The sequence below is a fragment of the Bacillus yunxiaonensis genome, assembly GCF_037104695.1.
GTDB classification, from domain to species: Bacteria; Bacillota; Bacilli; order Bacillales; family Bacillaceae_G; genus Bacillus_A; species Bacillus_A yunxiaonensis.
Window position 1 is genome coordinate 155,551 of the sequence record NZ_JBAWSV010000006.1, and the last position, 25,850, is coordinate 181,400.

A 25,850-nucleotide genomic window follows, 5' to 3' on the forward strand; every position below is an offset into this window, starting at 1 on the left:
CATGTTGAATTTAAAATAGTGGAGATTAAATGGAAGTGTATTTTATATAGAAGTAATATATGTAAAGTTGATTAAAATGTAAAAAACCCTGAGACAAAATGTTCGTCTCAGGGTTTTTATTATGTTATTCCGCCTCTAAATCAACAATCAAGTACGCCAATACGACAACAAAGAAAATACTTACAGCAGGTGCAGTAAATACGTGCCCAGCTGTGTATGCGATGCCGAGTGCGAGTACTAATGCGCTAGCGAGTAGCATGTATTTTGTAGTTAGGATAGACTTGAAGTTCGTGAAAACACGAATGGCAAGTCGGATACCGAAGTAAGCAAATGGCAGTAGATACATGATGAACCCGATGATTCCAAACGAGAAGAATAGATCATAGAAGTCCATTTCTACCATTTTCGGTGTTTTTTTATAGTTACTTGCGTAACCCATTCCTAGAAGTTTTTGAGACATTGGTGCTTCTTTAAAGTACTGTTTATGCACTTTTAGGAATTTATCACGGTCGCTATAAATTAAGCTGTTTACTTCGTCCTGTGTTAATTCGCCTTTTTTTGCTTTTTCTTCTTTAACGGTTTTGCCTTCTTTTCTTGCTTTTTCATCACTTATTTCTTTTTTATATGCATACATTTGTAAGTGAATGCCCATGTTTTTAGCGATTGGAGTCATCGGTGTTATGGCAAAAACTCCTCCTAGCATGACAAGGGATATGATTGTATTTACGAGTGGTTTTGTGCCTTTTGTTACTTCTTTTCGATTCATCATGTGCTCGATAAACGAGAAGACTAGTGCAACTCCTAATGTCAGGATAATTGCGCCGTATCCAACTTTTGTTCCAACCATCATACTAGCGTACAATGCAAGCATTGATGGAACCCAGTAGTATGCTTTCGCAAAAGAAGTTGTTTTATGAACCGAATAAAGCACAACGACTGGTAATGTAATGGCTAAGATTGCACTTAGTTCATTTGCAGCATAAAACCATCCTTTAGAGCCAAGTTTCCCCCAAGGGTAGCTTTTATAGTCTGTTCCAGTTGCGATGGAAACGACCATAACGATACTCATGAACAATACTGCATATAAGAAATATCTTAACATTTTATGATATACATGCTGCTTGTCCCGTAACGTTTGAAAGACAAGAATATATCCGAACAACATAACGATTGGATACATACATTTCGCAATAAACTTAACTTCTTCTCCGAGCGCAAATGGATGTTTAACAAGCATATTATTTAGGAATCCTGCCCCAAGTGTAACACCTAATAAACATACATATACGAGGTACTTTTTATTATTAGGCTGCTTCCAATGGATGAACAGATAAATCAGTACGAGAGCCATAACAGCAAAACGTACTACAACACCAAGCGTTGCACTCATATGCAGCATATTAATTGATAAAGATGTTATTAAATCTAAGACGGGTTGCAATGCAATGAATAGTAAAAGGAAATACTCGAAGTAATGTTCCTTTTGTGTAAACTTCTTGCTCATTTTATCCTCCCTCATTGTAGAAAAAATGAATTTGTTTAATTGTTTATTTGTTTTACATACCAAACATAAGAATACACTATTTTCAAGTAATGGTAAATGACTGAACGGGAGAGGGTGCTTATTAGGTGGCACAATGAATCAGCTTTGGGGAGGTATGTGTTACATTTTATCTCTCAAATAGCTTGTTTCTTGTCATAAGATCTGTTTCTTCTATTATATAGTATCGCTATTTGAGAAAAAATGAAGTTCGGGGGCTTATTGTCTGCGAATGTAGGATTAATTTGACGGAAAATTAAGAAAAAAGAAGGTTTTTGAAATCTCTTTCTGTAATTATATAAGTATAACAGATTAGAGAAGGAGAGAGGGTTTATGACAGTTTCAAGCAAAGCGGAATCAGTAATTGTACAATATGAAGGAAGAATTGCGACGATTATGTTAAATCGTCCAGAGGTGTTAAATGCGTTAGATGAGCAGACGCTAAAGGAGTTATTACAAAAGCTAAAAGAAGTGGCTGAAAGCTCTGTGCACATCGTTGTGCTATGCGGAAACGGCCGCGGTTTTTCTGCGGGCGGCGATATTAAGTCGATGTTAGCAAGTGGTGACGAAAGTGCTTTTGAAGGAATTATGAATACCATTTCGGAAATTGTTGTGACGCTTTATACAATGCCAAAGCTTGTGATTAGTGCAATTCATGGCCCAACGGCAGGACTTGGACTGAGCATTGCGTTAACAGCTGATTACGTAATGGCTGATATTTCATCCATTATTGCGATGAATTTTATTGGAATCGCTTTAATTCCAGATGGCGGTGGCCATTTCTTCTTACAAAAGCGTCTAGGAGAGCATGGAGCGAAAGAAATCATCTGGGAAGGGAAGAAACTATCAGCAAGCGAAGCACTTGAAATCGGCATGATTGATGAAGTAATCGGTGAGAATTTCCAAGATGCTGTAAAACAAAAAATCAATGAATGGCTGCAAAAACCAATTGGTGCAATGATTCAAACGAAGCAAATTTTAGCCGAAGTGAACCGCCCTGCATTAGAACAAACACTTCAGCTTGAAAAACGCGGCCAATATGTAATGAGAAAAACAGCGGATCACAAAGAGGGAATTACAGCATTTTTAGAGAAACGTCCACCAGTGTTTAAAGGAGAATAAAAGTTTTACAAAATCGGAAAGTGTTAACACATTTTTTTAGTATAATGGTGTTAGCACTTTTTTATTGAATGGTAGAAGGAGAAATGGATGAGTTTGAAACAAAAACGAATGACTATGATCATTATCGTTGCATTGTTATTTGTATATGTGCTGTTACATCGTACACCAACTGCAGCGATTCGAACAGCGATGTTCCTGTCTGGAAATCCGAAAGCAGCTATGCATAGTGAGATTGAGAAAATGCGAGACAGGTATGATGGAGTTGTGCCAGATCATCTCCGTTCTGTATACGGTGTACCGGAGAAGGAATATGAAAATTATCGTTTTCCAGAAATACGCCACGCTTCATCTGGCATTGATATGCAGGCAGCTTGTGTAAGAAAGCTTTGGTTTCTATACTATGCAGAGTTAGGTTGTTTTTAAGTAGAAGAAAATGGAGGTGTTACCATGTCAATTTATAATAAAGTCGTACGCGACCGTGTACCAGAAATGATTTTAATGTCTGGCAAAACATATACATCGAAAAAGTTAAGTAAACAAGAATACATACAAGAATTATCGAAAATCGGAATAGAAGAAATGCGTGAATTTGCGTCCGTGCAGGACCGTGAGCATGCATTAGATTCTTTAGCGGATGCATTAGAGGTTATTAAAGCAATGGCACAAGCGGAAGGTGTAACGTTAGAGGATGTTGAGTGCATTCGCAAAGAAAAAGAAGCAGAGCGCGGCGGATTTGAAAAAGGTGTATATTTAGTAGAAGTGAGTGAAGAGTAGAAGGCATCGCAGTACATGCGATGCCTTCTATCTATTCGTCGGTAGTAAGACCACAATCTTAAATTGTGAGGAAGATAGGTGGGAAACCTACTGATGGACGCAGCTTTTAAATGAAGTTTGATAATTTATAAATTATCAAAGTCCTTTTCTTCAATTAAAGCGCCAGATTGCGGAAGACCGTTCTGTACATCTGTGATTGAGAGATATTGCAGAAATGTCCCCGTTTGCTTAAAACACCTCGTAGGTTCTCATGGGGTAATTTTTTGCCAGATAATTCGGGCGCATTCTTCTGGCGATGTCTTTGTTGTGTCGACTTTGATGTTATAATGTATGCCAACGTGAACCGAAGTCGCTTGTGAAACTGCCATTCCTGCAACGCGGTCTGCTCGTTCCCTCTCACGAACGGACGCCACAATAGGGTCACAGAAAACACCAACCCATAGCACTTGCAACCCTTCCAAAGCAGCTTTCCAACGATTACAAGAATCTACTCCGCTAATGAAGACATCGTCGATAATCACTCGGGCTCCTCTACGGATCATCTCGCCAATACCGTGCATCCATGCAGATTCTAATGTGCGAAATTCCGTACCTGGACTGACAGACCCATCGTCACCGAATGTAATTCCACTGTCTGCTTCCATCATTGCATCGGGCATGGCGTCGATTAAATCGTCGATACTGAACCTTAACCATGACGTTGGCAATGAATTTTGAAGACATTTTGCGATAGTGGTTTTCCCGGAACTTGATCCACCATTCAGAATAATTACGTCTACCATACCTTTAACCTCCTTTTGGAACATAAGCTTAAGTCGATATGCTGTCCTTTAAATTTAATAACAGTTATGTCAAAATACCATCACTTTCACAAGAGTTATTCCAGAATATGGCCCTTTAACGGAACAACTCTATTATTACTCGACAATTTCTTACTTAACTATAAAAACGGTTCAACTTTATTTCAAAGATACAACTGTAACATGATTATTCCGATCTTAAAGTACGTAATGGTAGTTTAATAAACTAATATATTAACGAATTCTAGCCTTACGGAAGCCATCAAATACACTGATTGCTGCAAATAAAATAAAGATGAAAATTCCACCGCCAACTATCCATGTTTCAAATTGATTAGCTGTTATGTTAAATACATTAGTCATATACGTAATAAAATCTTGGGTTATCACATTCGGATTTGTTACTATAATAATGAATACAATGGTTGCGATAAGCTGGAGTGCAGTATTACAAATTGCTATTCCTTTTGTCCACTGCCCCTTTAATAATTTATAAAGAGCTAATGCTATTTCGAGACCAATTACAACAAGAACGATTGGCCAATATCCAAGTAAAACGTCCTGATTAAAAGTTGGGGTCACGAATTCAAGTCCGTCTTTACCGCGTTCATATACACCTACAAGATAATTCGCATAAAAATAAAAAGTTGACCAAATCGCAGTCCACATGAAACTTACAAATACTTCGCCCTTCGTAATCACTTTTTTCTTAGGAATAGGGGTATTTTTTAAATCATCAGGTGTCCATTTTTTAAAGCTTGCTGTTAATGGCTCATCATCTCTTCCTTTATCTGCTCTTTCTACAATAGCAAACACAAGTGTTAGCCAAAAGAATACGTGGATCCCTACTTCAATGATGCTCCCTATTCCTTTGCCTATAAGACTAAAAACAATACTTATAACCGCTTGTTCTCCACTATATCCAATAAAATATGTGGCAATCACCGAGATTAACGAAATGACAGCGGCAATCGGTAAAATCATTTTTAGTAGTGTCACATATACATCAAAATAGCGTTGACCAATTAAGTGCATTGGCCAATCTCGATAACCATTAGCCATTGTGACCGGATTCCCCAATTTTTCAAGAACCGCCTTTACATCTTCTTCACTGTAATCATCAGGCAGCATATCCTCTATGGTTGACCGTAACTCTAGAGCAATATCCTCACGATTTTTTTCAGGCAGCCTCCGAGTAACTTCTTGTATATAAATATCAATCAGATTCATCGTCTTCCTCCCTTTTTAATAAGCTATAGAGCTCTTTCGAATTTTTAAGCCATTCCCTTTTTAACTGCGAAAAGATCTCTAACCCATATTCACTTAAAACATAAAACTTACGGGGTCTACTCTCAGATGTATCCCAACTACTCGTCACTAACTCCTGTTTTTCTAATCGGCGAAGCAATGGATATAAGGTACTTTGTTCAATGGTAATGCCCGATTCCTCCAATAACTGAACAAGTGAATATCCATACTGGGGTGTTCGTAATTGACTTAAAACGGCCAATGTCAACGTTCCCCTCCTAAGCTCTGTCGTTAATGAATTCAATAACGTACTCATTCACCCACCTCACTTTTCATTTACTATATGTCATACAGTATATAATTTATGCTATGCATCATACAGTATTATTGTTACAACATTATTTGACATAAAATTTGACTAATCTTTTTGAAGTCTACAATGGAAGCCTCACTTTATTTCTATTTCACGTTTTTTCCATTATACTGAATATTAGGGAGATAAAAGAGAGGAGAAAAACATATGATACATAACGCAAAAGACACAATGGAGCTTATTAAACAACTCGTTTCAATCCCAAGCCCATCTGGAAATACAAACACAATTATTCGTTTTATTGAGGACTATGTAAAAGAGTGGAATGTAGAGACGAAGCGCAACAATAAGGGCGGTCTTATTATAACGTTAAAAGGGGAAGATGACACAAAGCACCGTCTACTCACTGCTCACGTTGATACGTTAGGCGCAATGGTAAAAGAAATTAAAGCAGACGGACGTTTGCGACTATCAATGATTGGCGGATTTCGCTGGAATGCGGTAGAAGGGGAATATTGCGAAATCGAAACAGCAAGCGGTAAAACGTATACTGGCACAATTTTAATTCATCAAACGTCTGTACACGTATACAAAAATGCTGGAGAAGCAAAACGTGACGAACAAAACATTGAAGTGCGTATCGACGAGCGTGTATCTTCACCGGAAGAAGTACGTGAACTAGGCATTGAAGTAGGCGACTTTGTCTCATTCGATCCGCGCGTTCAAATGACAGATAGCGGCTACATTAAATCTCGTCACCTAGATGATAAAGCAAGTGTTGCTATTTTACTTCAATTGATTAAAAGATTACAAGACCAAAAGATTACACTGCCATATACAACGCATTTCTTAATCTCTAACAATGAAGAAATTGGTTATGGCGGTAACTCCAACATCCCAGAAGAAACAGTAGAATACCTTGCGGTTGACATGGGAGCACTTGGTGATGGACAAGCATCAGATGAATACACAGTATCGATCTGTGCGAAAGACGGAAGCGGTCCGTATCATTACGTAATGCGTAAACATTTAGTCGAACTTGCGAAAGCAAATAACATTGAATATAAAGTAGATATCTATCCATTCTACGCTTCTGATGCATCTGCCGCAATTCGTGCCGGAGCAGATGTGAAACACGGATTAATTGGTCCTGGAATTGATGCGTCACATGCTTATGAGCGTACGCATGAAACGTCGATTGCGCATACAGAAGCACTTATTTATGCGTATGTACAATCGAGTCTAGTAGAAGAATAATAAGGCATTGATAGAAAGGCTAATCTGTAATATAGATTAGCTTTTTTGTATGAGGAATAATGTGGAACTGATAGAGTTTTAACTTGATAGTGAGATAAATATGACCTTCTAATAGTAATTAGCCATGAAAAACAGGCAGCTGCCGTTACTAAAATAAAACATTTACATAATATGTAGCGTAGGATAAGCCCTATTTAACTTGAAAACGAAAGGAGTGAAATAAAGTGGCGATTATTAAACCTTATTTAGCAAGTAAAAGATTTAATTCAACAATTGGTGCCGGAACAGGAACAGGAGCAACTTTTAACATTTTAGCAACTGCTTTTAGCAATGACGCAGGAACTTCTGCTACCGCATTTCCTGCATCATTTGCATATTATAATCTATACCTGAACGGACAATTACAGCCTGGAGACACTTCAACTGTAACCACAACAGCTATTACAATTCCTGGTGGAGATGTTTTAGATGCTGGTGTTCCGGTTATGATTGAATTTGTTGTAAACTAGTAATAAAAAACGGATTCTTTGAAAAGAATCCGTTTTTTCATTGATTAATCAAAATAAACTGAAGTGTAATTGGACTGCCTGCTGGCGGCGCTTCATCAGCAAGTATCGTTAATATACCCGCTTGTACGTTATAAGAACTTTGTGGTTGAATAATGCCGTTAATAAATAAATTTATATAGGATACTTGATTTGGTGCTAATATTTGAGTCGTTCCATATTGAGGTAAACCATCAGCGTTTGTGTATACAAGACTTGTGCCATCTGAAACTGTGAAATACATGAGATTAGTAGCAGGAACCAAGCCTTGGAAGGAAGGCCCAGTAGCTCCAGTAGGTCCGGTAGTTCCATCCGCACCAGTAGCGCCGGTCGGCCCAGTTGTTCCGGTTGCCCCGGTAGCACCATCAGCTCCAGTAGTTCCAGTAGTTCCAGTAGTTCCAGTGGCCCCAGTTAGTCCATTCGCGCCGGTAGGCCCAATAGGTCCAGTAGCTCCGGTTAATCCAGTAGTCCCGGTAACTCCATCAGAGCCAGTCGGTCCAATAGCCCCAGTGGCTCCAGCCGGTCCAGTAACTCCATCAGCCCCGGTAGGTCCGATTGGTCCAGTAGTCCCAGTAGCTCCAGTAGGTCCAAGTGGTCCAGTAGCTCCGGTGGGTCCAGTAGTTCCGGTTGCCCCAGTCGGTCCGGGTTCCGGGAGAGGAAACGCACAAGGAAATGGGTTCAAAATAGTGCCCCCCTTTTTTGCAAACAGAGTGCATATATTATAAGTATATGAATATATATAATATTTGTTTGTACATTGGTCATGTTTCTTTATCTCGCTATTTTGGGGTAGTAAGAATCCTACCTCAAGATTGAGTGAAGTGAAAAAAGTAGGTGGGGGATAACCGCCCGTAAAAGTTTGACTGGGTGGGCTTTCCATCAGTGAGGGACCACTGGGGGAAGCTTCACTTTATTCATTTCCCTAAGGCCATTAAAATGCAAAAAACCCTGCTTCTTGATTGAAATCAGGGATTTTTTGAAATTAGGTGCTTTGATTTAGTCGTTAACAAGAAGGTCGACCACTTTTTCGGTTGTTCGAATTTGACCGATTCTAGGGAAGATAGATTTACAAACATAATCATGTTCTTCTTTTGTAGAAGCTGTCATTGCATCTTCTACAAAGATTTGGTTATAGCCATGTTGATATGCTTCTCGTGCTGTGGTATCCACACCGATTGAAGTAGAAATACCACATAGTACAATCGTATCAATTCCACGGCGTCGTAGCTGTAAATCAAGGTCAGTACCAAAAAATGCGCCCCATTGTCTTTTTGTAATAGAATGAGCATTTTGCACATTTGTTAGTTCAGGAACAAAATGATCCCAACCTTCTGGGAATTGCATTGGAGGGACTTGTGCATCTATATTTGGTTTTAACATATCTTTTCCATCTACAGATGAAACTTTTACAAGAACGACAAAGGCTCCTTTGTCTGTGAATGCCTGAATTAATTTGCTTGCATTCTCAACAACTTGTGCACCAGTGTAAGGATAACGTGGTCCGTTTACAATTCCATTTTGTAAGTCTATCACTACAAGTGCTGTTTTTTCTGCTTTTATTGATTTAGTTTGTATATCTTTCATTTTCTTCTCTCCTATTCATGCATGTATGCTTCTTCTTTTAAACTAAGTTTTTTATATACTTTTAAATAAACCCACAGAGCATTTATCAGTAACAATGCACTCGTAATCAAAAATACATATCTGATACCCCAATAGGCTGCCACTTGTCCGCCTAAAACTGAACCTCCAAATACGCCTAAATATCCTGCAGACATAGTAAAACCAAAAACTCTACCTGTAAGAGAAGCTGGTGTAATTCTCTTAATCAAAGTATTAACAGAAGGAATTAATCCTGCCGCTGCTAATCCTAATGAAAAGCGAAGGCCTATGAACTGCCAAGGATTTTTTACAAAGGCTTGTGGTATGAAAATGAGTCCTGCCATTACAAGTGCAACGAATATAACTTTTTGCGCTCCTATTTTATCGGAGATTTTTCCTAGTCTTGGAGCAGCAATGATATTTGCCAGCCCTGAAGCTGAGAATGTGATTCCAGCTAACAGAGCAACATGATTGGTATTTGGGGATAACTGGCTCACATATACTGTTATGATTGGTTCAATAGAATATAATGCCAGAGTTAATACAAAAAAGGTCACAAGCATTGTAATCGTCAAGCTTTTTTCAGGAATAGTGTTCCATATCTCCTTGTTGCTAAGCGCTTTTTTATCTTGGCGAGTAAAAGATTCCTTTATAAATAAAGCGGTTGTAATAAATGAAATCAGCAGCATTGTACCTGTTATAAAAAATACATTTTGCAAGCCAAAGTTACCTTCTATAAAACCACCAATCATTGGTCCAAGCAAGGAACCTGCAATATTTGCGGTTGAAAGTGTACCTAAAGCCCATCCAGCGTGTTCATTATCCGTCTGAGTTGCAATTAATGTGGTACAAGCTGTACTATATCCTGTAATAATGCCCTGCAATATTCTTAATCCGATCAGCTCATATACATTTTGTGCAAACCCCATACTAAATATAACGATTGCCATACCAAGGCTTGCCCGCAAAAGCATTGGCTTTCGTCCGTATTTGTCAGCGGCCTGACCCCAAATAGGTGAGAAAACAGCTGAAATTATATAGGTAGCACCAAAAGCAATTCCTGAAAATTGAGCAATTAAAGCTGAACTGTGAACACCAAGATGCTTGATATAGAGTGGCAACACTGGCGCAATTTGGCTCATTCCTACGCTTGTTACAAACATCCCAAACCAGCAAATGAATAAGTTTCTTTTCCAAATCTGCAAAAAAATAAGCCTCTCTTCTGCTTATAATTCCGTTATTGTACAAAAGTAATGAACAATAACATCATCATTTTAGCTTATAGATTGGCTTTGTAACATGCATTATATTATAATCCATGGACATTTTTGTTATAGAATTCTGAAGGGCTTATTCCCTCAATCCCTTTGAATATCCTGCTAAAATAAAATTCATCGGCAAATCCAAGTGTTTGTGCTACTTCTTTTACTTTTTTGTTGCCTTCAATAATAAGTTCTTTGGCTTTATCAATTTTTATTTTGTTAAAAAAACCAATTACAGAATATCCTGTCGTTTCTTTGAAAGTCCTTGATAGATAAGTAGGTGACAACTGCACCATCTCTGACAATTCGGTCAACGTTATTTTACTATTTATGTTTTGATGCATGTATTCAATGATTTTTTCCACTTTTAAAGAAGTTGAGTAATTTCGATTTTGCTTTTTTATATTTTGATAAATGGCAATTAACAATTGTTGAAGCAAGGTTTTAGTCATAAACTCGTATCCAGGTAACTTCGCATTCCAACTGTTAACTAATTTTTTGAATATAGTATCAACCTGATAGTAATCCTTTAACTCTTGTGCAAAGTGCAGAGGGAGCAGCTCAACTTCGTTAGTAATAGCCCATTTATTTTCATTAAAGCTCACACTTGCGTAACTAAAGTGCACTGTTACACAACATATTGGTTCTTCAGTATCTAGTTCTATAGAATGTAGTACATCAGGACAAAGATAGAACAGCATACCTTCTTTAATTTCATACCTTTTCTTCTCAATAATAATACTGCCTGTGCCTCTGGTAAAAAAAACGAGTGCATGATGTTGAAGTGTTCGGGTGATCTTCCTTGAAACTCTTCTTGGTTCATTAGAGTCTCTGTAATTGCAGTAATGAATGTGAAAAAACAGTTTATTTATGTGCATGTTTCCTCCATTGTTGAATGTGATTTGTAATGGAATTATACCTCTTTATGAACTTATCGTACTCTGTCCAATGTATTCTTACCATAACCCCGTTACAGATTACCGCAAAATAAAAACTATACCGCAATCGTATCAAAGTTTACTACAAGCCCCAAAAGGTTCAGCATAAGATATGAAGGATGGGTTACTATTATTCAGCTTTTCTAAATTGAAAGTGGGGGATAACTGATAGAAGTTTTAATTTCAGAAAATTAATTCATTTACTTTTGATAGATTACTTATATAATAGATTTGAAAGCACTTACATTTTGTATAGGAGGTTTGCGATGAAAAGAGTAAAGAAGGGTAAAAAGCGCACATTAATGCAAACGATTGCATTATCTACACTTGTTTTAGGGACATCTTTGCTGTACACACCATCTGTATCTTCGGCTTATGCTGCAACGAACGATAATAATGTAGAGTGGAATGGTTTATTTCATGACCAAGGTCCTGTCTATGATAGCGTGCCAGAACCGACATCTGTTCAAAGTGTGACGCTGAAATTCCGTACATTTAAAGGTGATACTACCGGTGTGAATATAAAGTACTACGATACTGCTGATGGATTGTTCCACGTGATTCCTATGTCATGGATGTCCAACGATGCTACGGGAACATTTGATTATTGGCAAGGGACAATTCCGGCTAGTTCTTCGCAAAAGTATTATCGTTTTCAAATTACTGATGGATCTTCTTCTGTTTGGTATAATGCCAACGGTCCTTCTACATCTGAACCATCATCAGGTGATTTTTATATTGTCCCAAATTTTAAAACACCGGATTGGATGAAGAATGGTGTTATGTATCAGATTTTCCCTGACCGCTTTTATAATGGTGATTCCTCGAATGATGTGCAAACGAATGCGTACACTTACGATGGCACGCCAACTGAGAAAAAAGCTTGGGGAAGCAGTGTCTATGCCGATTCCGGCTATACGAACAACCTAGTGTTCTTTGGCGGTGATTTAGCAGGAGTAGACCAGAAGCTCGGGTATATTAAACAAACGTTAGGAGCTAACATTATTTATTTAAATCCGATTTTTAAATCTCCTTCTAACCATAAGTATGATACACAGGATTATATGACTGTGGATCCTGCATTTGGAACAAACGCAAATTTGCAAACGCTATCATCAGACGTTCATAGCACAGCAAACGGACCAAAGGGATATTTAGTATTAGATGGTGTATTTAATCATACAGGAGATAGTCATGTATGGTTCGATAAGTATAATAATTTCTCTTCTTTAGGAGCTTATGAGTCTCAATCCAGCCAATGGTCTAATTACTATACATTCCAGTCTTGGCCGAATACATATGCTAGCTTTTTAGGGTTTAACAGTTTGCCTAAGCTAGATTATGGAGCTAGTGATTCACCGGTAAGAAACCAAATGTATAATAATAGCGACTCCGTAGCGAAAACGTATTTGAAAGCCCCTTATAACATTGATGGTTGGCGATTAGATGCAGCACAATATACAGATGCTGGCGGAGGTAATGGCAGTGACGCTGTGAATCACCAAATTTGGACTGAATTCAGAAGTGCAGTGAAGTCTGTAAACGCGAATGCAGCGATATTTGGTGAATATTGGGGAAATGCAAATCCTTGGACAGGTCAAGGGAACCAATGGGACAGTGCAACCAATTTCGATGGATTTACGCAACCAGTTTCTGAATGGATAACAGGGAAAGATTACAGTAACAATGCAGCTTCCATACCAGCTTCTCAATTCGACAGTTGGCTAAGAGGAACACGTGCTAATTATCCGACAAATGTTCAGCAAGCGATGAGCAATCATCTATCTAATCACGATATTACCCGTTTTGGTGAACGTGCTGGCGGTGATATTTGGAAGACATATTTAGCGCTCATTTTCCAAATGACGTATGTTGGTACGCCAACCATTTATTATGGAGATGAATACGGCATAATGGGCGGTGCAGATCCTGATAACCGACGGACATTTGATTGGTCCCAAGCGACTACTTCCAATGGCGCTGTATCTTTAACACAAAAGCTCATCAGCATTCGTAACCAATATCCGGCATTAAGAACGGGGTCGTTCATGACGCTGCAAACAGATGATACAAATAAAATATATTCCTATGGTCGTTTTGATACAACAAATAGAATTGCAGTTGTACTCAACAATGATTCTGCCAGCCATACTGTAACTGTTCCTGTATGGCAGCTAAGCATGCAAAATGGAAGTGTTGTCACAGACAAACTGACTGGTAAAACGTATACCGTACAGAACGGAAACGTTACCTTTACAGTTGATGGACATTATGGTGCGATTTTAGCGCAGTAAACAGTGTAACTCATATATTTTTACATGAAGCGCTCTGAAATTAGAGCGCTTTTCATGTTTATTAAACAGAAAAAGGCCATGAATTATAGAACATACTTTTCACTCAACCTATGAAGGATTGGATTCTGTGAATTCGGCACTGACCCGGTATTACTTTAATTTTTCAATATTCCTTGACAGGAATATTCCTCGTTGGATATAATCAATTCAACAAGATGATAATACTAGTGATGATGTAGATGTGCTTTAATCAGAGACCATCACTTGATGAGGTGAACAACATGTCAGGAAAGATTCCGGGCGTGAACATGACGACGATGAGCGCTTTGTCTGAACCAAATCGTATGAATATCGTCGAACTCTTGCGTGACGGTCCCCTGACTGTTGGGGAAATCGCCGACCAGCTGGGATTGAGGCAGCCCCAAACTTCGAAGCATCTAAAAGTGCTAAGCGACAACGGGATTGTGGAAGTACAGGCCGAAGCTAACCGCCGCATTTACAAGCTCCGGCCCGAGCCCTTCCAAGCGCTGGATTCTTGGATACAGTCCTTCCAGCGCGTGATGCAAGAAAGATTCGACAATCTAGATGATTATTTGAAGGAATTGCAAAACAAGGAAAAATCGTAAAATCATTTCATGTTCAAGGAGGAATTACGATGTCAAACAATTCATTGGTATCGAGAGTAGAGAACGATCGGGTATTGGTACTGGAGCGTATTTTCGATGCGCCACGCGAACTTGTATTCAAGATGTTTCAAGAGCCGGAGCATCTGAAACGCTGGTGGGGGCCAAAGGGCTGGGAGATTCCAGTCTGCACCGTCGATTTCCGTCCGGGAGGCGTTTGGCACTACTGTATGAAGTGTGTCGATCAGAATCAGGGTCAATTTTTTGGTATGGAATCCTGGGGCAAAGGGGTTTATAAGGAGATTATCGAGCCGGAGAAGATCGTCTACACCGATTACTTTTCGGATGCCGAAGGGAATTTGAATGACTCCATGCCGTCGACCGAGATTAAATTGGAATTCATCGACTTGGGTGGAAAGACAAAGCTAATAAACCGTGCTGAATATGTTTCGGCAGAAGCCCTTAAAACCGTCATGGACATGGGTATGATACAAGGTATCACCGAAACTTGGGATCGTTTGAATGAGCTTGTGGAATCACTGAAGTAGAGTTACCGTAACGCTGGTTTTAGTGTTAGAAAAGTTTAGAATCATTAAGTTTTGTAATTAAAATTAATTATAAAAAGGGGCGTAAATATCAATGATTAATAGTGTAGGTCAAATCATGTTGTATGTTAATAACCAAGACGAAGCAAAGGAGTTTTGGACAGAAAAAGTAGGATTTAGTGTAATTTCAGAGGAAGACAATGGTCAAGGTATGAGATGGATTGAAATTGCTCCAACTAAAGAAGCTGAAACAAGCATTATTCTCCATAATAAGGAATTTATTGCGAAAATGTCGCCTGAATTAAATCTTGGAACACCTTCTTTAATGTTTTTATCGAAAAATTTCGATAATTTATATAGTGATTTATCAAACAAAAACGTTACAATCGGAGAAATTGTAAATATGCCTTCAGGTAGAGTATTTAATTTTGCAGATAGTGAAAATAATTACTTTGCAGTAATGGAAAAAAAGTAAATTTATATTCAATTTACGAGTGCGATGCTTGAATACAGGCATCGCTTTTTTGCTTGTTTGATTTTCCATTTTTGTAACCAATACATCATAAAATCGATTCAGCGAGAAGCAAAGAAGATAGGTAGGAGATGAAGAAAACCCCCGCTAATAGGGGTTTCGCTTTATCGCGTTAAAAGAATAAAGCGAATGTGAACAATTTAAAAACATTTCTGTATAGAATTGACAATGAATTTTTACTTCTCTATAATTGGCTTTAATTTAACATATCAAATACGTTGAAAGAGCCCAGTAGCAGTTTGTCACTGTTATTTAGAAAGCTAGGGGTTGATGGAACCTAGCACAAACAAACTTGCGAATTACACTCTGGAGTATCTTAGGTAATGCTAAGCGGAGTAGCAATCGATACTATTGCTAAGAGTGGTACGAATAGTCAATACTATTTGTGCAATCTGGGTGGTAACACGGTTAAAAATCGTCCCTATGTCTAGTGTAGACATAGGGACTTTTTTTATATTCTTACCAAACTAAGATAAGAAAAACTTACAAATTAAAGGAGCTGGAAAGACATGAACATCATTGACGAATTGGAATGGCGCGATGCTATTAATCAACAAACAGATGCAGAAGGGTTACGTAAACTAGTAGAAGAGAAAAAGATTTCCTTGTACTGTGGTGTAGATCCAACTGGTGACAGTATGCATATCGGACATTTAATTCCATTTATGATGATGAAACGTTTCCAATTAGCTGGGCATCATCCAGTTATCTTAATTGGAGGAGCAACGGGAACAATCGGTGATCCAAGTGGACGTCAAACAGAAAGACAACTGCAAACATTAGAACAAGTGCAGCATAATGTTGATGCGTTAACAGCACAAATGCAAAAGCTATTTGACTTTGGCGGAAATAGCGAAGTGAAAATGGTAAATAACTACGATTGGACGCATGAAGTAAGCATTCTTGAGTTTTTACGCGATTACGGTAAAAACTTTAGTATAAATAATATGCTGGCAAAAGATATTGTAGCAAGTCGTTTAGAAACAGGGATTTCATTTACAGAATTCACATACCAAATTCTACAAGCGATGGACTTCCATCACTTATACAAACACGAAGATGTACAACTGCAAATTGGCGGCAGTGACCAATGGGGAAATATTACAAGCGGTTTAGACCTAATTCGTAAAAAAGAAGGACCAGATGCAAAAGTCTTTGGATTAACAATTCCATTACTATTAAAATCAGACGGTACGAAATTTGGTAAAACAGCAGGCGGAGCAATTTGGTTAGATCCTGAAAAGACAACACCATTTGAATTCTACCAGTTCTGGGTGAACACAGATGATCGTGATGTGATTAGATACTTAAAATTCTTCACATTCTTAACGAAAGATAGAATTGATGAATTAGTAGTAAAAGTTCAAACAGAGCCTCATAAACGTGAAGCGCAAAAAGTATTAGCAGAAGAAATGACAAAATTTGTTCATGGTGAAGATGCATTTTTACAAGCAGTAAAAATTACAGAAGCATTATTTAGCGGGGATATTAAATCCTTAACTGCAGATGAAATTGAACAAGGCTTTAAAGATATGCCGACTTTCCGTGCTGAAAAGGAAACAAAAAATATTGTTGAGTGGTTAGTAGATTTAGGAATTGAACCTTCTAGACGTCAAGCAAGAGAAGATATTAATAATGGAGCTATTTTGATGAACGGAGATAAAGTAACAGATGTAAATACAGATGTTACGGTAGAAAATTCATTCGATGGCAGATTTATTATTATCCGTAAAGGTAAAAAGAATTACAGCTTAGTGAAATTAGGAGAATAATACGCTGTAAATATATAAATGCAAATTGAAAAAGCGTTTTAGGTGGGAGAGAGCACCTGGCCATGTTTAGAAACGGTCAGGGCTTTTTCTTGCAGCATGCAAAGGCTAAATTTTTATTCTGTACGGCAGCGACAAAAATGAATTTGGGAAAGCGAGGGGATTAATTATGCTGGAATCATGGGAACGAACTGTGGAATTAGCATACGTTAATCACCATGTGATAGCAGAAGTTAATAAAAAGCAGCAAGTGAATTGGTTATTAGTAGATTTGGGCTTAGAAAATATAATCGAAGAACAGATTAATCAGACGTTAGATAAGATGTTAATTGGATTTAATCGGTTATGTAAGTATAAGTCTGTACAACAAGCCAATTTAGGTTATTTTAGGATGTTGGATATTTTGAAAATAGGTGATATGTATCGCCCGAGAATTCACATTTTACTTCCGATGATAAAAAGCTATTTTCAGGGGAGATACTATATCAAACATGATAACTGGATCTCTTTGTGGAGCAGAGCATTAGGGATAGAAGATGGTTTGTATGTAAAAGTGAAAGTAGTTAACGGAAAAGAAGATAAGCGAGAGATTTTCACAGAAAAATTGTTAACATTTCGTGAACAGGAAAGTGAAATTCCTCTTCTGAAAAGTAAAATAATTACATCTAGACGTTTGATCGGATATAGTAAATTGTTAAAAAATGTAATGGAACAATTTTTAAATGAAAATAAGTCTCATTTAGACATGGATGAATTATGTATAAACGATGCGATTGCAAATCAAGCGTTTGTAAATATGTTAAACTGGCATCCAGGTTTAAGAGAAGATGAAAAGAATCCCTTTTTAAAATAATAATCCACTTAGCCTTTTTATGCAGCAGAAGAGTGAAGCAAATTCACTCTTCTTTTTTTGTTGTTTTCACCGTGGTTATTTATGAATTAATATTCATTTTTATTTATATTTATTTTCTTCATTTTTATAAATAAAAGATTTAAAGCTTTAATACATGAAAGCATTAAACCTTTAATGCTTTAAATAAAAAGTTTTTTGTTTTTGCTAATAAACACTGTCTTATCAGTGTTTTATAGGATGTTGACAAAACAAAAATACGGGAGTAAACTGGCGTCATAAGTTCAGTTGTTCAATGATTCACAAATAAAAACTCAAGTTTTATGGATGAGTTTTTAGAAAAACAGATGGTTATTTTATGAATATTATTCATTCCGTGTTAGGAAGAAATGAATGGATGTATTCTACGAAATAATAGCATTGTTTGAAGAAAGGAATGATTCTATAGGATCTACAGATTTTGTATCAGATATGTTGTTTTAATACCCTAGTTTTTAACGTTTGTATTTTTGAAAGTGCAGTTCCTTTGAAAATTAGCGTATTAGTTCAGTTTATGTATTCTCTAAAAATTAAATAAAGGAAAGAAGGATATAGTTATGGCCAAGACAAAAAAATTAACGCTTTTCGGGTTAATTGGGATTACGATGGCATTCTTTGGCACTGTACGTAGTGTACCGACACTTGCTATTACAGGGTGGACGCAAATTTTCTATATGTTAATTGCTGCAGTTGTATTTGCTCTCCCTATTGCGCTCATGTCAGCCGAGCTTTCGACAGGATTTCCTGAAGAAGGTGGACCGCAAGTTTGGGTTAGAAATGCATTAGGTGAAAAATGGGGATTTGTTACCTCATGGTTATTATGGGTTCAAATGTTTTTCGGGATGGTAATGGTTTCGTCAACTGTTGGTGTTCTACTCGGTTACGTTATTAATAAACCAGAATTATCTTCAAATAACTACTTTATTTTTGCCGTAATCTTAATTTCATATTGGGGTGTGACTTTATTAAACCTTAAGTTTGATATGGTAAAAATCGCAGGTAACTGGGGCGCTGTGATTGGCGTATATATTCCATTTGTTATTCTCGTAGTTCTAGGTGTTATCTATATGATTAAAAATGGAATTCAGCCAAATAGTTACTTAGGACATTTTAAGCCAAGTGATTTAATACCGAATTTAAAAGACTTAGGCAGCTTGGCCTACCTATCAGGGATTATCTTTATTTTTGCAGGGGTAGAGATCTCATCTGTACATGCAAATAATATTGAAAATCCGAAACGTAACTATCCAATTGCTGTTATCGCTTCTGTTGTTTTACTAGTAATCTTTAATATTATCGCTGGTTTAACAGTTTCTAATGCAGTACCACGCGGTCATTTAGAGTTAGCTAACATTACACAACCATACTTGATTTTCTGTCAAGATTTAGGGATTCCATCTATCTTTGTTAACATCATTTCTTTAATGATTTTAATTGGTGTGTTAGTGCAGCTAAGTGCATGGGTACTTGGACCAAGTAAATCTATGATTAAAGTGGCTGACGAAGGGAACCTGCCTAAGTTCTTCCAAAAGAGAACAGAGAAAGATGTTCCTATCACTTTTGTAATGATTCAAGCAATTGTTATTTCGTTAGTATCTTTCTTATATGTAGTCGTTCCGGATGTGAATAGTGCATTCTTAATTATTACCATTACAACAACGATTCTCTATTGTATCGTATATGCTTTAATTGCTATTTCAGCAATTCGCTTACGTTATAACATGCCTAATGTTAAGAGACCTTTTAGATTAGGCAGTAAAGGAAATGGATTAATGTGGTTTGTATCTATTATCTCAATGATCGGTATTGTACTTACGATTATTGTAAGTTTAATTCCACCATCCATTTTAAAACCAAGTCAGTATACTGGTTACGTCATTTATCAGGTGGCTGCTACAGTAGTTATGATTGGGATCGCTCTCATTATTAACAAATGTAAGAAACCAGAATGGAAAAAAGAAAATAACGAAGTGGAATATTTTAAACAAGCTAATTAAAAACAAAAAATTAATACATCTATATAATTTGATTTAAAATTGGAGGAAATGAAAATGAAATACGAAATGCCAGAAGTTAATTTAAAAGCATTATTCTTAGGAGATAAAGGGGAAAATGTAGATTTATTTAAAGAACTATTATTAAAAATGGTAGATGAGCATGTTGGTTGGAGACAAAACTATATGCCGCAAGACTTACCTGTTATCACACCTCAAGATAGAAGCTCTAAAGATTTCCAAGAAACTGCAGATCATATGCGCAGTGTGTTCAATGTATTATCATCTAAATTACGTACAAACTCTTTACCTTGGCATGCTGCTGGTCGTTTTTGGGGACATATGAACTCTGAAACATTAATGCCTTCTATCATTGCTTATACAGCAGCAATGTTATGGAACGGTAATAACGTAGCATATGAATCTTCGCCAGGTACTTCTCAAATGGAAGAAGAAGTGGGACACGAGTTTGCTGCACTGATGAGCTATAAAAAAGGTGAAAGCTGGGGACATATTTGCGCAGATGGTTCTATCGCTAACCTAGAGGGTTTATGGTATGCACGTAATATGAAATCCTTACCACTAGCAATTAAAGAAGTGGCTCCTGAATTTGTTGCAGGTAAATCTGAATGGGAATTACTGAATATGACTACAGAAGAAATTCTAGGTATTTTAGATCAAATTCCTGAACAAATTGATGAAATTAAAGCTCACTCTGCACGCAGTGGTCAAAATCTACAAAAATTAGGGAAATGGTTAATTCCACAAACAAAACATTATTCTTGGTTAAAAGCTGCTGATATTATCGGTGTTGGTCTTGATTGTGTAGAGCAAGTAGATGTTGATGACAACTATCGTATGGACATTAATAAATTAGAAGAAAAAATTCGTGAACTAGCAGCAGAGCAAATTCCTGTTCTAGGTGTTGTTGGGGTTATCGGTACAACAGAAGAAGGTCAAGTAGACCGTATTGATAAAATGGTAGAACTTCGTGAAAAATTAGCAGAAGAAGGCATCTATTTCTACATTCACGTAGACGCTGCTTATGGCGGTTATGCTCGTTCTATTTTCTTAGATGAAAATAACGAATTTATTGAATGGGATCAAATCGAAGAAGTGTACGCAAAACACAACATCTTCACTGAAAAATGTGACTGGTTAACAAAAGAAGTCTATCATTCATTTAAAGCAATGAACCAAGCAGAAACAATTACAATTGATCCACACAAAATGGGATATATTCCTTACTCTGCAGGCGGTATTGTTATTAAAGATATTAGAATGCGCGATGTAATTTCTTACTTTGCAACGTATGTATTCGAAAAAGGTGCAGATATTCCAGCATTATTAGGTGCATATATTCTTGAAGGTTCTAAAGCAGGTGCAACTGCAGCAGCAGTTTGGACAGCTCATCAAGTGTTACCTCTAAATGTAACTGGTTACGGTAAATTAATTGGTGCAAGTATTGAAGGAGCTTATCGTTTCTACGACTTCTTAAGTAATAAAGAATTTAAAGTTGGCGATAAAACAATTCGTGTGTATCCATTAACAAAACCTGACTTTAATATGGTTGACTACGTATTTAATGAAGAAGGCAATACAGACTTAGAAAAAATGAACAAATTAAATCATGATTTCTTCGATCACGCTTCTTACGTTAAAGGCGGATTATATAATAATGAGTTTATTACATCTCATACTGACTTTGCTATTCCTGACTACGGTAACAGCCCACTTCCATTCGTGAAGAGTCTTGGATTTAGTGAAGGTGAATGGGATCGTGAAGGTAAAGTAACAGTATTACGTGCTTGTGCGTTATCTCCATATGCTCATGATAAAGAAGTGTTTGAAGAATATGCTGTTAAGCTGGAAAACGCAATTCAAGCTAAACTTGAAGCAATCTACAATGAAATGAAATAAGTGTAGTAGAAAACCATTTTAATAGAATGAATGCATAACGTTAAAAATCCGTTATGCATTCATCTTTATATATAATTGATCTTATTTATTTGAGTAAGATCAATTGAGGAGTGAAAACGTGATGGTAAAAAAAGTATTAACGATAGCAGGTTCTGATTCAAGTGGAGGAGCAGGATTACAGGCGGATCTGAAAACATTTGAAGAGTATGGTACGTTTGGCCTAACTGCCATTACAACAATCGTCACAATGGATCCAGATAATAACTGGCATCATCATGTTCATCCGATTGATAAGGAACTTGTACAAGCGCAATTAAAAACAATTTTTTCCGGCGGCAAATTAGATGCGATGAAAACAGGAATGCTTGGATCTATAGAGATGATTGAGCTCGTAAGTGATGTAATTGAAACGTATGATATGCAAAATGTTGTCATTGACCCGGTTATGGTTTGTAAAGGAGAAAACGAACCACTGCATCCTGAAAATGGACTTGCCATGCGTAATCTTCTTTTACCAAAGGCAACAATTGTAACACCAAACTTATTTGAAGCAGGTCAGTTATCTGGAATGCAAAATGTAAAAACGGTAAACGATATGACAGAAGCCGCAAAGAGAATGATCGATTTTGGTGCGAAAAATGTTGTAATAAAAGGCGGAAAATCGCTCGAAGATCATAAGGCAATTGATTTATTTTATGATGGAACAGAGTTCGTACTTTATGAAGCGGAGAAAATTCATACGAACTGTAACCATGGTGCAGGGTGTACGTTTGCAGCAGCAATTACAGCTGGATTAGCTAAAGGACTTTCGGTAAAAGAAGCCGTTGCGAAGGCAAAGGACTTCACGACAGAGGGAATTAAAAAGGGATTTGATTTTAATACGTTTGTTGGCCCAGTTTGGCACGGTGCATACAATAAAGCTGAGTTGCGTTAACTGTTATATATGTTTAGGTAAATAAAATGAGGGCATAAACATCCATTGGCATGATTTGTAAGTGATATATACTCATCCAAAGCATTGTTTATGTCCTTTTGTGGTTTATCCCGCTATTAACGGGCAGTAAGACCCCTATCTCAAGATTCAGAGAAAGCGTAGAAGATAGATGGGGGAATAACTGCTGGCATGCGCCCGATTGGTGAGAGCTTTCCGTAAGTGGGGGATGAAGAAAGCCCCCACTTACGGAAGTTTCACTTTATCCCACTATTCGCGGACCCACTGATGAAAGTGTCATTTTATTTCCATTGATTCTTTTTTAATATAGTGTTTAGATATTGAATGTGCAATTGTTCACAAATATGAATCGCAAATGGATGGATTGATAAAATCCTATACCAATTTACATGATAAGGAGTTATTAAGATGAAAAGAGATGTAACACTTAAAGAAAGCATCTTTCTTTTAGTTGTTTTATTAGCAATTATAGGAACTTGTATTATAGGCTTAAGTTTACCTCCTCAAGTGCCTATTTTAATCGCTATAGGAATTGTTATTTTATTTGCAAAAGTAAAAGGTTTTTCTTGGGATACAATTCATAAAGGGATTCAAAATGGAATTATACCAGGTTTAATTCCTATCATTATATTTATGCTAATTGGGATTTTAATTAGTGTTTGGATTGCGGCAGGAACAATTCCGACTATCATGATTTACGGATTTAAAATTTTATCTGCAAAATTCTTTTTACCTTCTGTCTTTGTCATCTGTGCTCTTGTCGGGATAATGGTAGGAAGCTCTTTTACAACCATTTCAACTGTAGGGATTGCATTTTTAGGAATGGGACAAATGATGGGTTTGGACCCAGCAATGATTGCAGGTGCCATTATATCGGGTGCTTTTCTAGGCAATAACATTTCTCCGTTATCTGATACGGCGAACTTAGCAGCTGCTATTGCAGAAGTAGATTTATTTGAACATATTCGCAGTATGATGCGGACAATTATTCCAGCTTTTGTTATAACTCTTATCTTTTTCTTATTTGTAGGACATGGAGCATCAGTATCAGCAGGAAATAGCATCGATGAGCTGGTTCAGACACTTCATTCATCTTTTACGATTTCAGCTTTCACATTAATTCCAGTATTAGTACTGTTTTTATGTGCAAGAAAAAAAGTGCCGGCTATTCCGACATTATTACTTAGTATAACGATTACAATTGTTATCTGTTATATGTATCATCCACATACTAGCCTAAGTCAAATTGCTGCTTATATGCAAGATGGATTTGTTTCTAAAACAGGTGTAAAAAGTGTAGATGCGTTACTGACTCGCGGCGGCATGCAAAGCATGATGTGGTCTGTGTCTCTTATCCTTCTTGCTTTAGCGCTAGGCGGATTATTAGTAGAAGTAAAAATTATTGAAAAGTTAATCTCTAAAATTTCGGGCATGGTAAGCACGAAAGGAAACTTAATGCTTATGACTGCATTAAGCTCTATTGGCATCAATGTTCTGTTAGGGGAGCAGTATTTATCGGTTATTTTACCAGGTGAAGCATTTAAATCACAATATGAGGCCATTCATTTAGATCCGAAAAACCTTTCCGGAATCTTAGCGAATGCCGGAGCAGCTGTTAACCCATTGATTCCATGGGGAGTGAGCGGTGTGTTTATCACTGGTACGCTAGGCGTATCTACGCTGCAGTATTTGCCATTCGCTGTGTTTTGTTTGGTCGTTCCAGTCATTCATGTTGCTTTAGGGTTTATTGGAAGTGGAAAACAACCTTTAAAAGAACATAGGGAAGCTAGTTAATGCATTACATGTCATTGATTAGAATTTTACTTTAGAAACATCATGAATAAAAAAGCTGGTATATGCCAGCTTTTTTATTTGGCATCGTAAATTGTGTAGAGGATACACAATTTCGACAAAGTTTTGCCACGAATATTTAATATAAAGGCAGGATTCAATATTAAAAAACAGTGATATAATACCTTATACTCTATTAATTGTTAATAAGATTAAATAGAGGTGAATTTCTTTTTTGATATTTTTCTAATATATCTTTAGGCGTCGATTTAATATAGGGGTGAAATCATACTATCTATATTTGTGATAAAGTTCACATTCAATATAGTAGAAGAAAAAGCAAGCTTTATCATGTGGAATAGTTTGCTTATACTTTGGCATAAGAAGTAGGGATCTTGTGACGCAGCGACTACGGAGGTAGGCATATGCTAATAGATAAATTACGTGGAAAAGATTTAGATGAATTTTTTGAGGCAATGTTAACATTGGAAACGGTAGATGAGTACTATTGTTTTTTTGATGATTTATGCACAGTGAATGAAATGAAGACAATCTTTCAAAGATTTAAAGTAGCTAAAATGTTATATAAGCACAACACGTATCATGAAATTGAAGAAGAAACAGGAGCTAGTACAGCGACAATTTCTCGTGTGAAGAGATCTTTAAACTATGGAAATGATATGTATGATGTTGTTTTTAAGCGTATGAAAGAGAAATAATTTTCCATTTTTAGCCCGTCACGTGTTGGAAGTTTGGAAATACATTAAAAAATGCTAACGCGATCAGGGAGCCAGTTTTGGCTCCCTTTTTTCAATGGAGGATGAAGAAAACCCCCACTGATGGAAGTTTCATTTCATTGCAAAAACGTCATTACGATGCCATAAACTGATAATCCAATGAAAGTCGGAATACCGACAATAACAATTTGCTTTACGCATTCATACGCTTTTGGTTCTACAAGCGGCAAGTCTTTTTCATCCATTTGACGATACTGTTCTCGCTCCATATTATCCCGCCTTTACGATTGTACGATAATATATGCAAACAAGGCGGTTCATGTTAATTTCGCTGAATTTAAAATAAATGTTGAATATTCAGTATATTTGTATTATTATTAGTTTATTAACGGATGACAGTGAT

Annotated in this window: 25 protein-coding genes and 1 other annotated feature; of the genes, 16 read left to right on the top strand and 9 right to left on the bottom strand. The window is 36.9% G+C overall.

The window, feature by feature from the left end; all coding sequences use genetic code 11:
* Positions 1-124: 124 nt before the first annotated feature.
* A complete protein-coding gene (locus tag WAX78_RS18130; protein WP_336483381.1) occupies positions 125-1,504 on the bottom strand; it encodes an O-antigen ligase family protein in 1,380 nt (459 codons plus the stop codon).
* 369 nt (positions 1,505-1,873) lie between these two features.
* Here WAX78_RS18130 and WAX78_RS18135 point away from each other — a divergent pair, with 369 nt between their 5' ends.
* The 3 genes from WAX78_RS18135 (at position 1,874) to WAX78_RS18145 (ending at position 3,436) form a co-directional block, all read left to right on the top strand.
* Entirely contained in the window at positions 1,874-2,662 is a 789-nt protein-coding gene (locus tag WAX78_RS18135) for an enoyl-CoA hydratase (RefSeq protein ID WP_336483382.1), read from the top strand.
* Positions 2,663-2,749: 87 nt separating this feature from the next.
* On the top strand, positions 2,750-3,085 hold the full coding sequence (locus tag WAX78_RS18140; RefSeq protein ID WP_336483383.1) for a hypothetical protein: 336 nt from the start codon (positions 2,750-2,752) through the stop codon (positions 3,083-3,085).
* A gap of 24 nt (positions 3,086-3,109) precedes the next feature.
* Positions 3,110-3,436, top strand: coding sequence for a nucleoside triphosphate pyrophosphohydrolase (locus tag WAX78_RS18145; RefSeq protein ID WP_336483384.1), 327 nt, complete (start codon positions 3,110-3,112; stop codon positions 3,434-3,436).
* Positions 3,437-3,684: 248 nt separating this feature from the next.
* Here the strand turns inward: WAX78_RS18145 and WAX78_RS18150 are convergent, their stop codons facing one another.
* The 3 genes from WAX78_RS18150 to WAX78_RS18160 all read right to left on the bottom strand — a co-directional run bounded on the left by WAX78_RS18150 (position 3,685) and on the right by WAX78_RS18160 (position 5,800).
* Positions 3,685-4,242 (bottom strand): chloramphenicol phosphotransferase CPT family protein, encoded by a 558-nt coding sequence (locus WAX78_RS18150; RefSeq protein WP_336483385.1) that lies wholly within the window; start codon positions 4,240-4,242, stop codon positions 3,685-3,687.
* A 228-nt stretch (positions 4,243-4,470) separates the two neighbouring features.
* A complete protein-coding gene (locus tag WAX78_RS18155) occupies positions 4,471-5,466 on the bottom strand; it encodes an HAAS signaling domain-containing protein (protein ID WP_336483386.1) in 996 nt (331 codons plus the stop codon).
* Positions 5,453-5,800, bottom strand: a complete 348-nt coding sequence (locus tag WAX78_RS18160) for a PadR family transcriptional regulator (protein ID WP_336483388.1) — start codon at positions 5,798-5,800, stop codon at positions 5,453-5,455. Before WAX78_RS18160 ends, WAX78_RS18155 begins: the two co-directional genes overlap by 14 nt.
* 204 nt (positions 5,801-6,004) lie before the next feature.
* On the opposite strand from WAX78_RS18160, the gene WAX78_RS18165 reads away from it, so the two are divergent.
* Positions 6,005-7,054, top strand: a complete 1,050-nt coding sequence (locus tag WAX78_RS18165) for a M42 family metallopeptidase (protein WP_336483389.1) — start codon at positions 6,005-6,007, stop codon at positions 7,052-7,054.
* 224 nt (positions 7,055-7,278) lie between these two features.
* Positions 7,279-7,563 carry a DUF4183 domain-containing protein gene (locus WAX78_RS18170; protein ID WP_336483390.1) on the top strand — a complete coding sequence of 95 codons (285 nt, stop codon included), beginning with the start codon at positions 7,279-7,281 and terminating at the stop codon, positions 7,561-7,563.
* Positions 7,564-7,600: 37 nt separating this feature from the next.
* Here WAX78_RS18170 and WAX78_RS18175 read toward each other — a convergent pair whose 3' ends face one another.
* The 4 genes from WAX78_RS18175 to WAX78_RS18190 all read right to left on the bottom strand — a co-directional run bounded on the left by WAX78_RS18175 (position 7,601) and on the right by WAX78_RS18190 (position 11,341).
* Positions 7,601-8,281: a DUF4183 domain-containing protein gene (locus WAX78_RS18175; protein ID WP_336483391.1), complete on the bottom strand. Its 681-nt coding sequence runs from the start codon at positions 8,279-8,281 to the stop codon at positions 7,601-7,603.
* 314 nt (positions 8,282-8,595) lie between these two features.
* Positions 8,596-9,183 (bottom strand): hydrolase, encoded by a 588-nt coding sequence (locus tag WAX78_RS18180; protein ID WP_336483392.1) that lies wholly within the window; start codon positions 9,181-9,183, stop codon positions 8,596-8,598.
* Positions 9,184-9,194: 11 nt separating this feature from the next.
* Entirely contained in the window at positions 9,195-10,364 is a 1,170-nt protein-coding gene (locus tag WAX78_RS18185; RefSeq protein ID WP_461781926.1) for a multidrug efflux MFS transporter, read from the bottom strand.
* 146 nt (positions 10,365-10,510) lie between these two features.
* Positions 10,511-11,341, bottom strand: a complete 831-nt coding sequence (locus tag WAX78_RS18190) for an AraC family transcriptional regulator (RefSeq protein ID WP_336483394.1) — start codon at positions 11,339-11,341, stop codon at positions 10,511-10,513.
* Positions 11,342-11,667: 326 nt separating this feature from the next.
* Between WAX78_RS18190 and WAX78_RS18195 the strand changes: the two genes are divergently transcribed.
* The 11 genes from WAX78_RS18195 (at position 11,668) to WAX78_RS18245 (ending at position 25,429) form a co-directional block, all read left to right on the top strand.
* Positions 11,668-13,695 (top strand): glycoside hydrolase family 13 protein, encoded by a 2,028-nt coding sequence (locus WAX78_RS18195; protein WP_336483395.1) that lies wholly within the window; start codon positions 11,668-11,670, stop codon positions 13,693-13,695.
* Between the two features lie 281 nt (positions 13,696-13,976).
* On the top strand, positions 13,977-14,321 hold the full coding sequence (locus WAX78_RS18200) for an ArsR/SmtB family transcription factor (protein WP_336483396.1): 345 nt from the start codon (positions 13,977-13,979) through the stop codon (positions 14,319-14,321).
* 29 nt (positions 14,322-14,350) lie between these two features.
* Positions 14,351-14,866 (top strand): SRPBCC domain-containing protein, encoded by a 516-nt coding sequence (locus WAX78_RS18205; RefSeq protein ID WP_336483397.1) that lies wholly within the window; start codon positions 14,351-14,353, stop codon positions 14,864-14,866.
* Between the two features lie 91 nt (positions 14,867-14,957).
* On the top strand, positions 14,958-15,338 hold the full coding sequence (locus WAX78_RS18210; RefSeq protein ID WP_336483398.1) for a VOC family protein: 381 nt from the start codon (positions 14,958-14,960) through the stop codon (positions 15,336-15,338).
* A gap of 266 nt (positions 15,339-15,604) precedes the next feature.
* Positions 15,605-15,821: a binding site (T-box leader), on the top strand.
* A gap of 83 nt (positions 15,822-15,904) precedes the next feature.
* Positions 15,905-17,167: a tyrosine--tRNA ligase gene (gene tyrS, locus WAX78_RS18215; protein ID WP_336483399.1), complete on the top strand. Its 1,263-nt coding sequence runs from the start codon at positions 15,905-15,907 to the stop codon at positions 17,165-17,167.
* A gap of 166 nt (positions 17,168-17,333) precedes the next feature.
* A complete protein-coding gene (locus tag WAX78_RS18220; protein ID WP_336483401.1) occupies positions 17,334-18,017 on the top strand; it encodes a protein rep in 684 nt (227 codons plus the stop codon).
* 593 nt (positions 18,018-18,610) lie between these two features.
* Positions 18,611-20,050, top strand: coding sequence for a tyrosine-tyramine antiporter (gene tyrP / locus WAX78_RS18225; protein ID WP_336483402.1), 1,440 nt, complete (start codon positions 18,611-18,613; stop codon positions 20,048-20,050).
* A 54-nt stretch (positions 20,051-20,104) separates the two neighbouring features.
* Positions 20,105-21,967 (top strand): tyrosine decarboxylase, encoded by a 1,863-nt coding sequence (gene tdc, locus WAX78_RS18230; RefSeq protein ID WP_336483403.1) that lies wholly within the window; start codon positions 20,105-20,107, stop codon positions 21,965-21,967.
* Positions 21,968-22,085: 118 nt separating this feature from the next.
* A complete protein-coding gene (pdxK, locus tag WAX78_RS18235; protein WP_336483404.1) occupies positions 22,086-22,901 on the top strand; it encodes a pyridoxine/pyridoxal/pyridoxamine kinase in 816 nt (271 codons plus the stop codon).
* Between the two features lie 426 nt (positions 22,902-23,327).
* Positions 23,328-24,713: a Na+/H+ antiporter NhaC gene (gene nhaC / locus WAX78_RS18240; RefSeq protein WP_336483405.1), complete on the top strand. Its 1,386-nt coding sequence runs from the start codon at positions 23,328-23,330 to the stop codon at positions 24,711-24,713.
* 422 nt (positions 24,714-25,135) lie between these two features.
* Positions 25,136-25,429, top strand: coding sequence for a YerC/YecD family TrpR-related protein (locus WAX78_RS18245; RefSeq protein WP_336483406.1), 294 nt, complete (start codon positions 25,136-25,138; stop codon positions 25,427-25,429).
* Between the two features lie 134 nt (positions 25,430-25,563).
* Here WAX78_RS18245 and WAX78_RS18250 read toward each other — a convergent pair whose 3' ends face one another.
* Positions 25,564-25,716, bottom strand: coding sequence for a hypothetical protein (locus WAX78_RS18250; protein WP_336483407.1), 153 nt, complete (start codon positions 25,714-25,716; stop codon positions 25,564-25,566).
* Between the last annotated feature and the right edge of the window lie 134 nt (positions 25,717-25,850).

Coding starts and splice junctions, on each gene's coding strand:
- WAX78_RS18130 (WP_336483381.1), bottom strand. CDS start 1,504: ATGAGCAAGAAGTTTACACAAAAGGAACATTACTTCGAGTATTTCCTT.
- WAX78_RS18135 (WP_336483382.1), top strand. CDS start 1,874: ATGACAGTTTCAAGCAAAGCGGAATCAGTAATTGTACAATATGAAGGA.
- WAX78_RS18140 (WP_336483383.1), top strand. CDS start 2,750: ATGAGTTTGAAACAAAAACGAATGACTATGATCATTATCGTTGCATTG.
- WAX78_RS18145 (WP_336483384.1), top strand. CDS start 3,110: ATGTCAATTTATAATAAAGTCGTACGCGACCGTGTACCAGAAATGATT.
- WAX78_RS18150 (WP_336483385.1), bottom strand. CDS start 4,242: ATGTTCCAAAAGGAGGTTAAAGGTATGGTAGACGTAATTATTCTGAAT.
- WAX78_RS18155 (WP_336483386.1), bottom strand. CDS start 5,466: ATGAATCTGATTGATATTTATATACAAGAAGTTACTCGGAGGCTGCCT.
- WAX78_RS18160 (WP_336483388.1), bottom strand. CDS start 5,800: ATGAGTACGTTATTGAATTCATTAACGACAGAGCTTAGGAGGGGAACG.
- WAX78_RS18165 (WP_336483389.1), top strand. CDS start 6,005: ATGATACATAACGCAAAAGACACAATGGAGCTTATTAAACAACTCGTT.
- WAX78_RS18180 (WP_336483392.1), bottom strand. CDS start 9,183: ATGAAAGATATACAAACTAAATCAATAAAAGCAGAAAAAACAGCACTT.
- WAX78_RS18185 (WP_461781926.1), bottom strand. CDS start 10,364: ATGTTTGTAACAAGCGTAGGAATGAGCCAAATTGCGCCAGTGTTGCCA.
- WAX78_RS18190 (WP_336483394.1), bottom strand. CDS start 11,341: ATGCACATAAATAAACTGTTTTTTCACATTCATTACTGCAATTACAGA.
- WAX78_RS18195 (WP_336483395.1), top strand. CDS start 11,668: ATGAAAAGAGTAAAGAAGGGTAAAAAGCGCACATTAATGCAAACGATT.
- WAX78_RS18200 (WP_336483396.1), top strand. CDS start 13,977: ATGTCAGGAAAGATTCCGGGCGTGAACATGACGACGATGAGCGCTTTG.
- WAX78_RS18205 (WP_336483397.1), top strand. CDS start 14,351: ATGTCAAACAATTCATTGGTATCGAGAGTAGAGAACGATCGGGTATTG.
- WAX78_RS18210 (WP_336483398.1), top strand. CDS start 14,958: ATGATTAATAGTGTAGGTCAAATCATGTTGTATGTTAATAACCAAGAC.
- tyrS (WP_336483399.1), top strand. CDS start 15,905: ATGAACATCATTGACGAATTGGAATGGCGCGATGCTATTAATCAACAA.
- WAX78_RS18220 (WP_336483401.1), top strand. CDS start 17,334: ATGCTGGAATCATGGGAACGAACTGTGGAATTAGCATACGTTAATCAC.
- tyrP (WP_336483402.1), top strand. CDS start 18,611: ATGGCCAAGACAAAAAAATTAACGCTTTTCGGGTTAATTGGGATTACG.
- tdc (WP_336483403.1), top strand. CDS start 20,105: ATGAAATACGAAATGCCAGAAGTTAATTTAAAAGCATTATTCTTAGGA.
- nhaC (WP_336483405.1), top strand. CDS start 23,328: ATGAAAAGAGATGTAACACTTAAAGAAAGCATCTTTCTTTTAGTTGTT.
- WAX78_RS18245 (WP_336483406.1), top strand. CDS start 25,136: ATGCTAATAGATAAATTACGTGGAAAAGATTTAGATGAATTTTTTGAG.
- WAX78_RS18250 (WP_336483407.1), bottom strand. CDS start 25,716: ATGGAGCGAGAACAGTATCGTCAAATGGATGAAAAAGACTTGCCGCTT.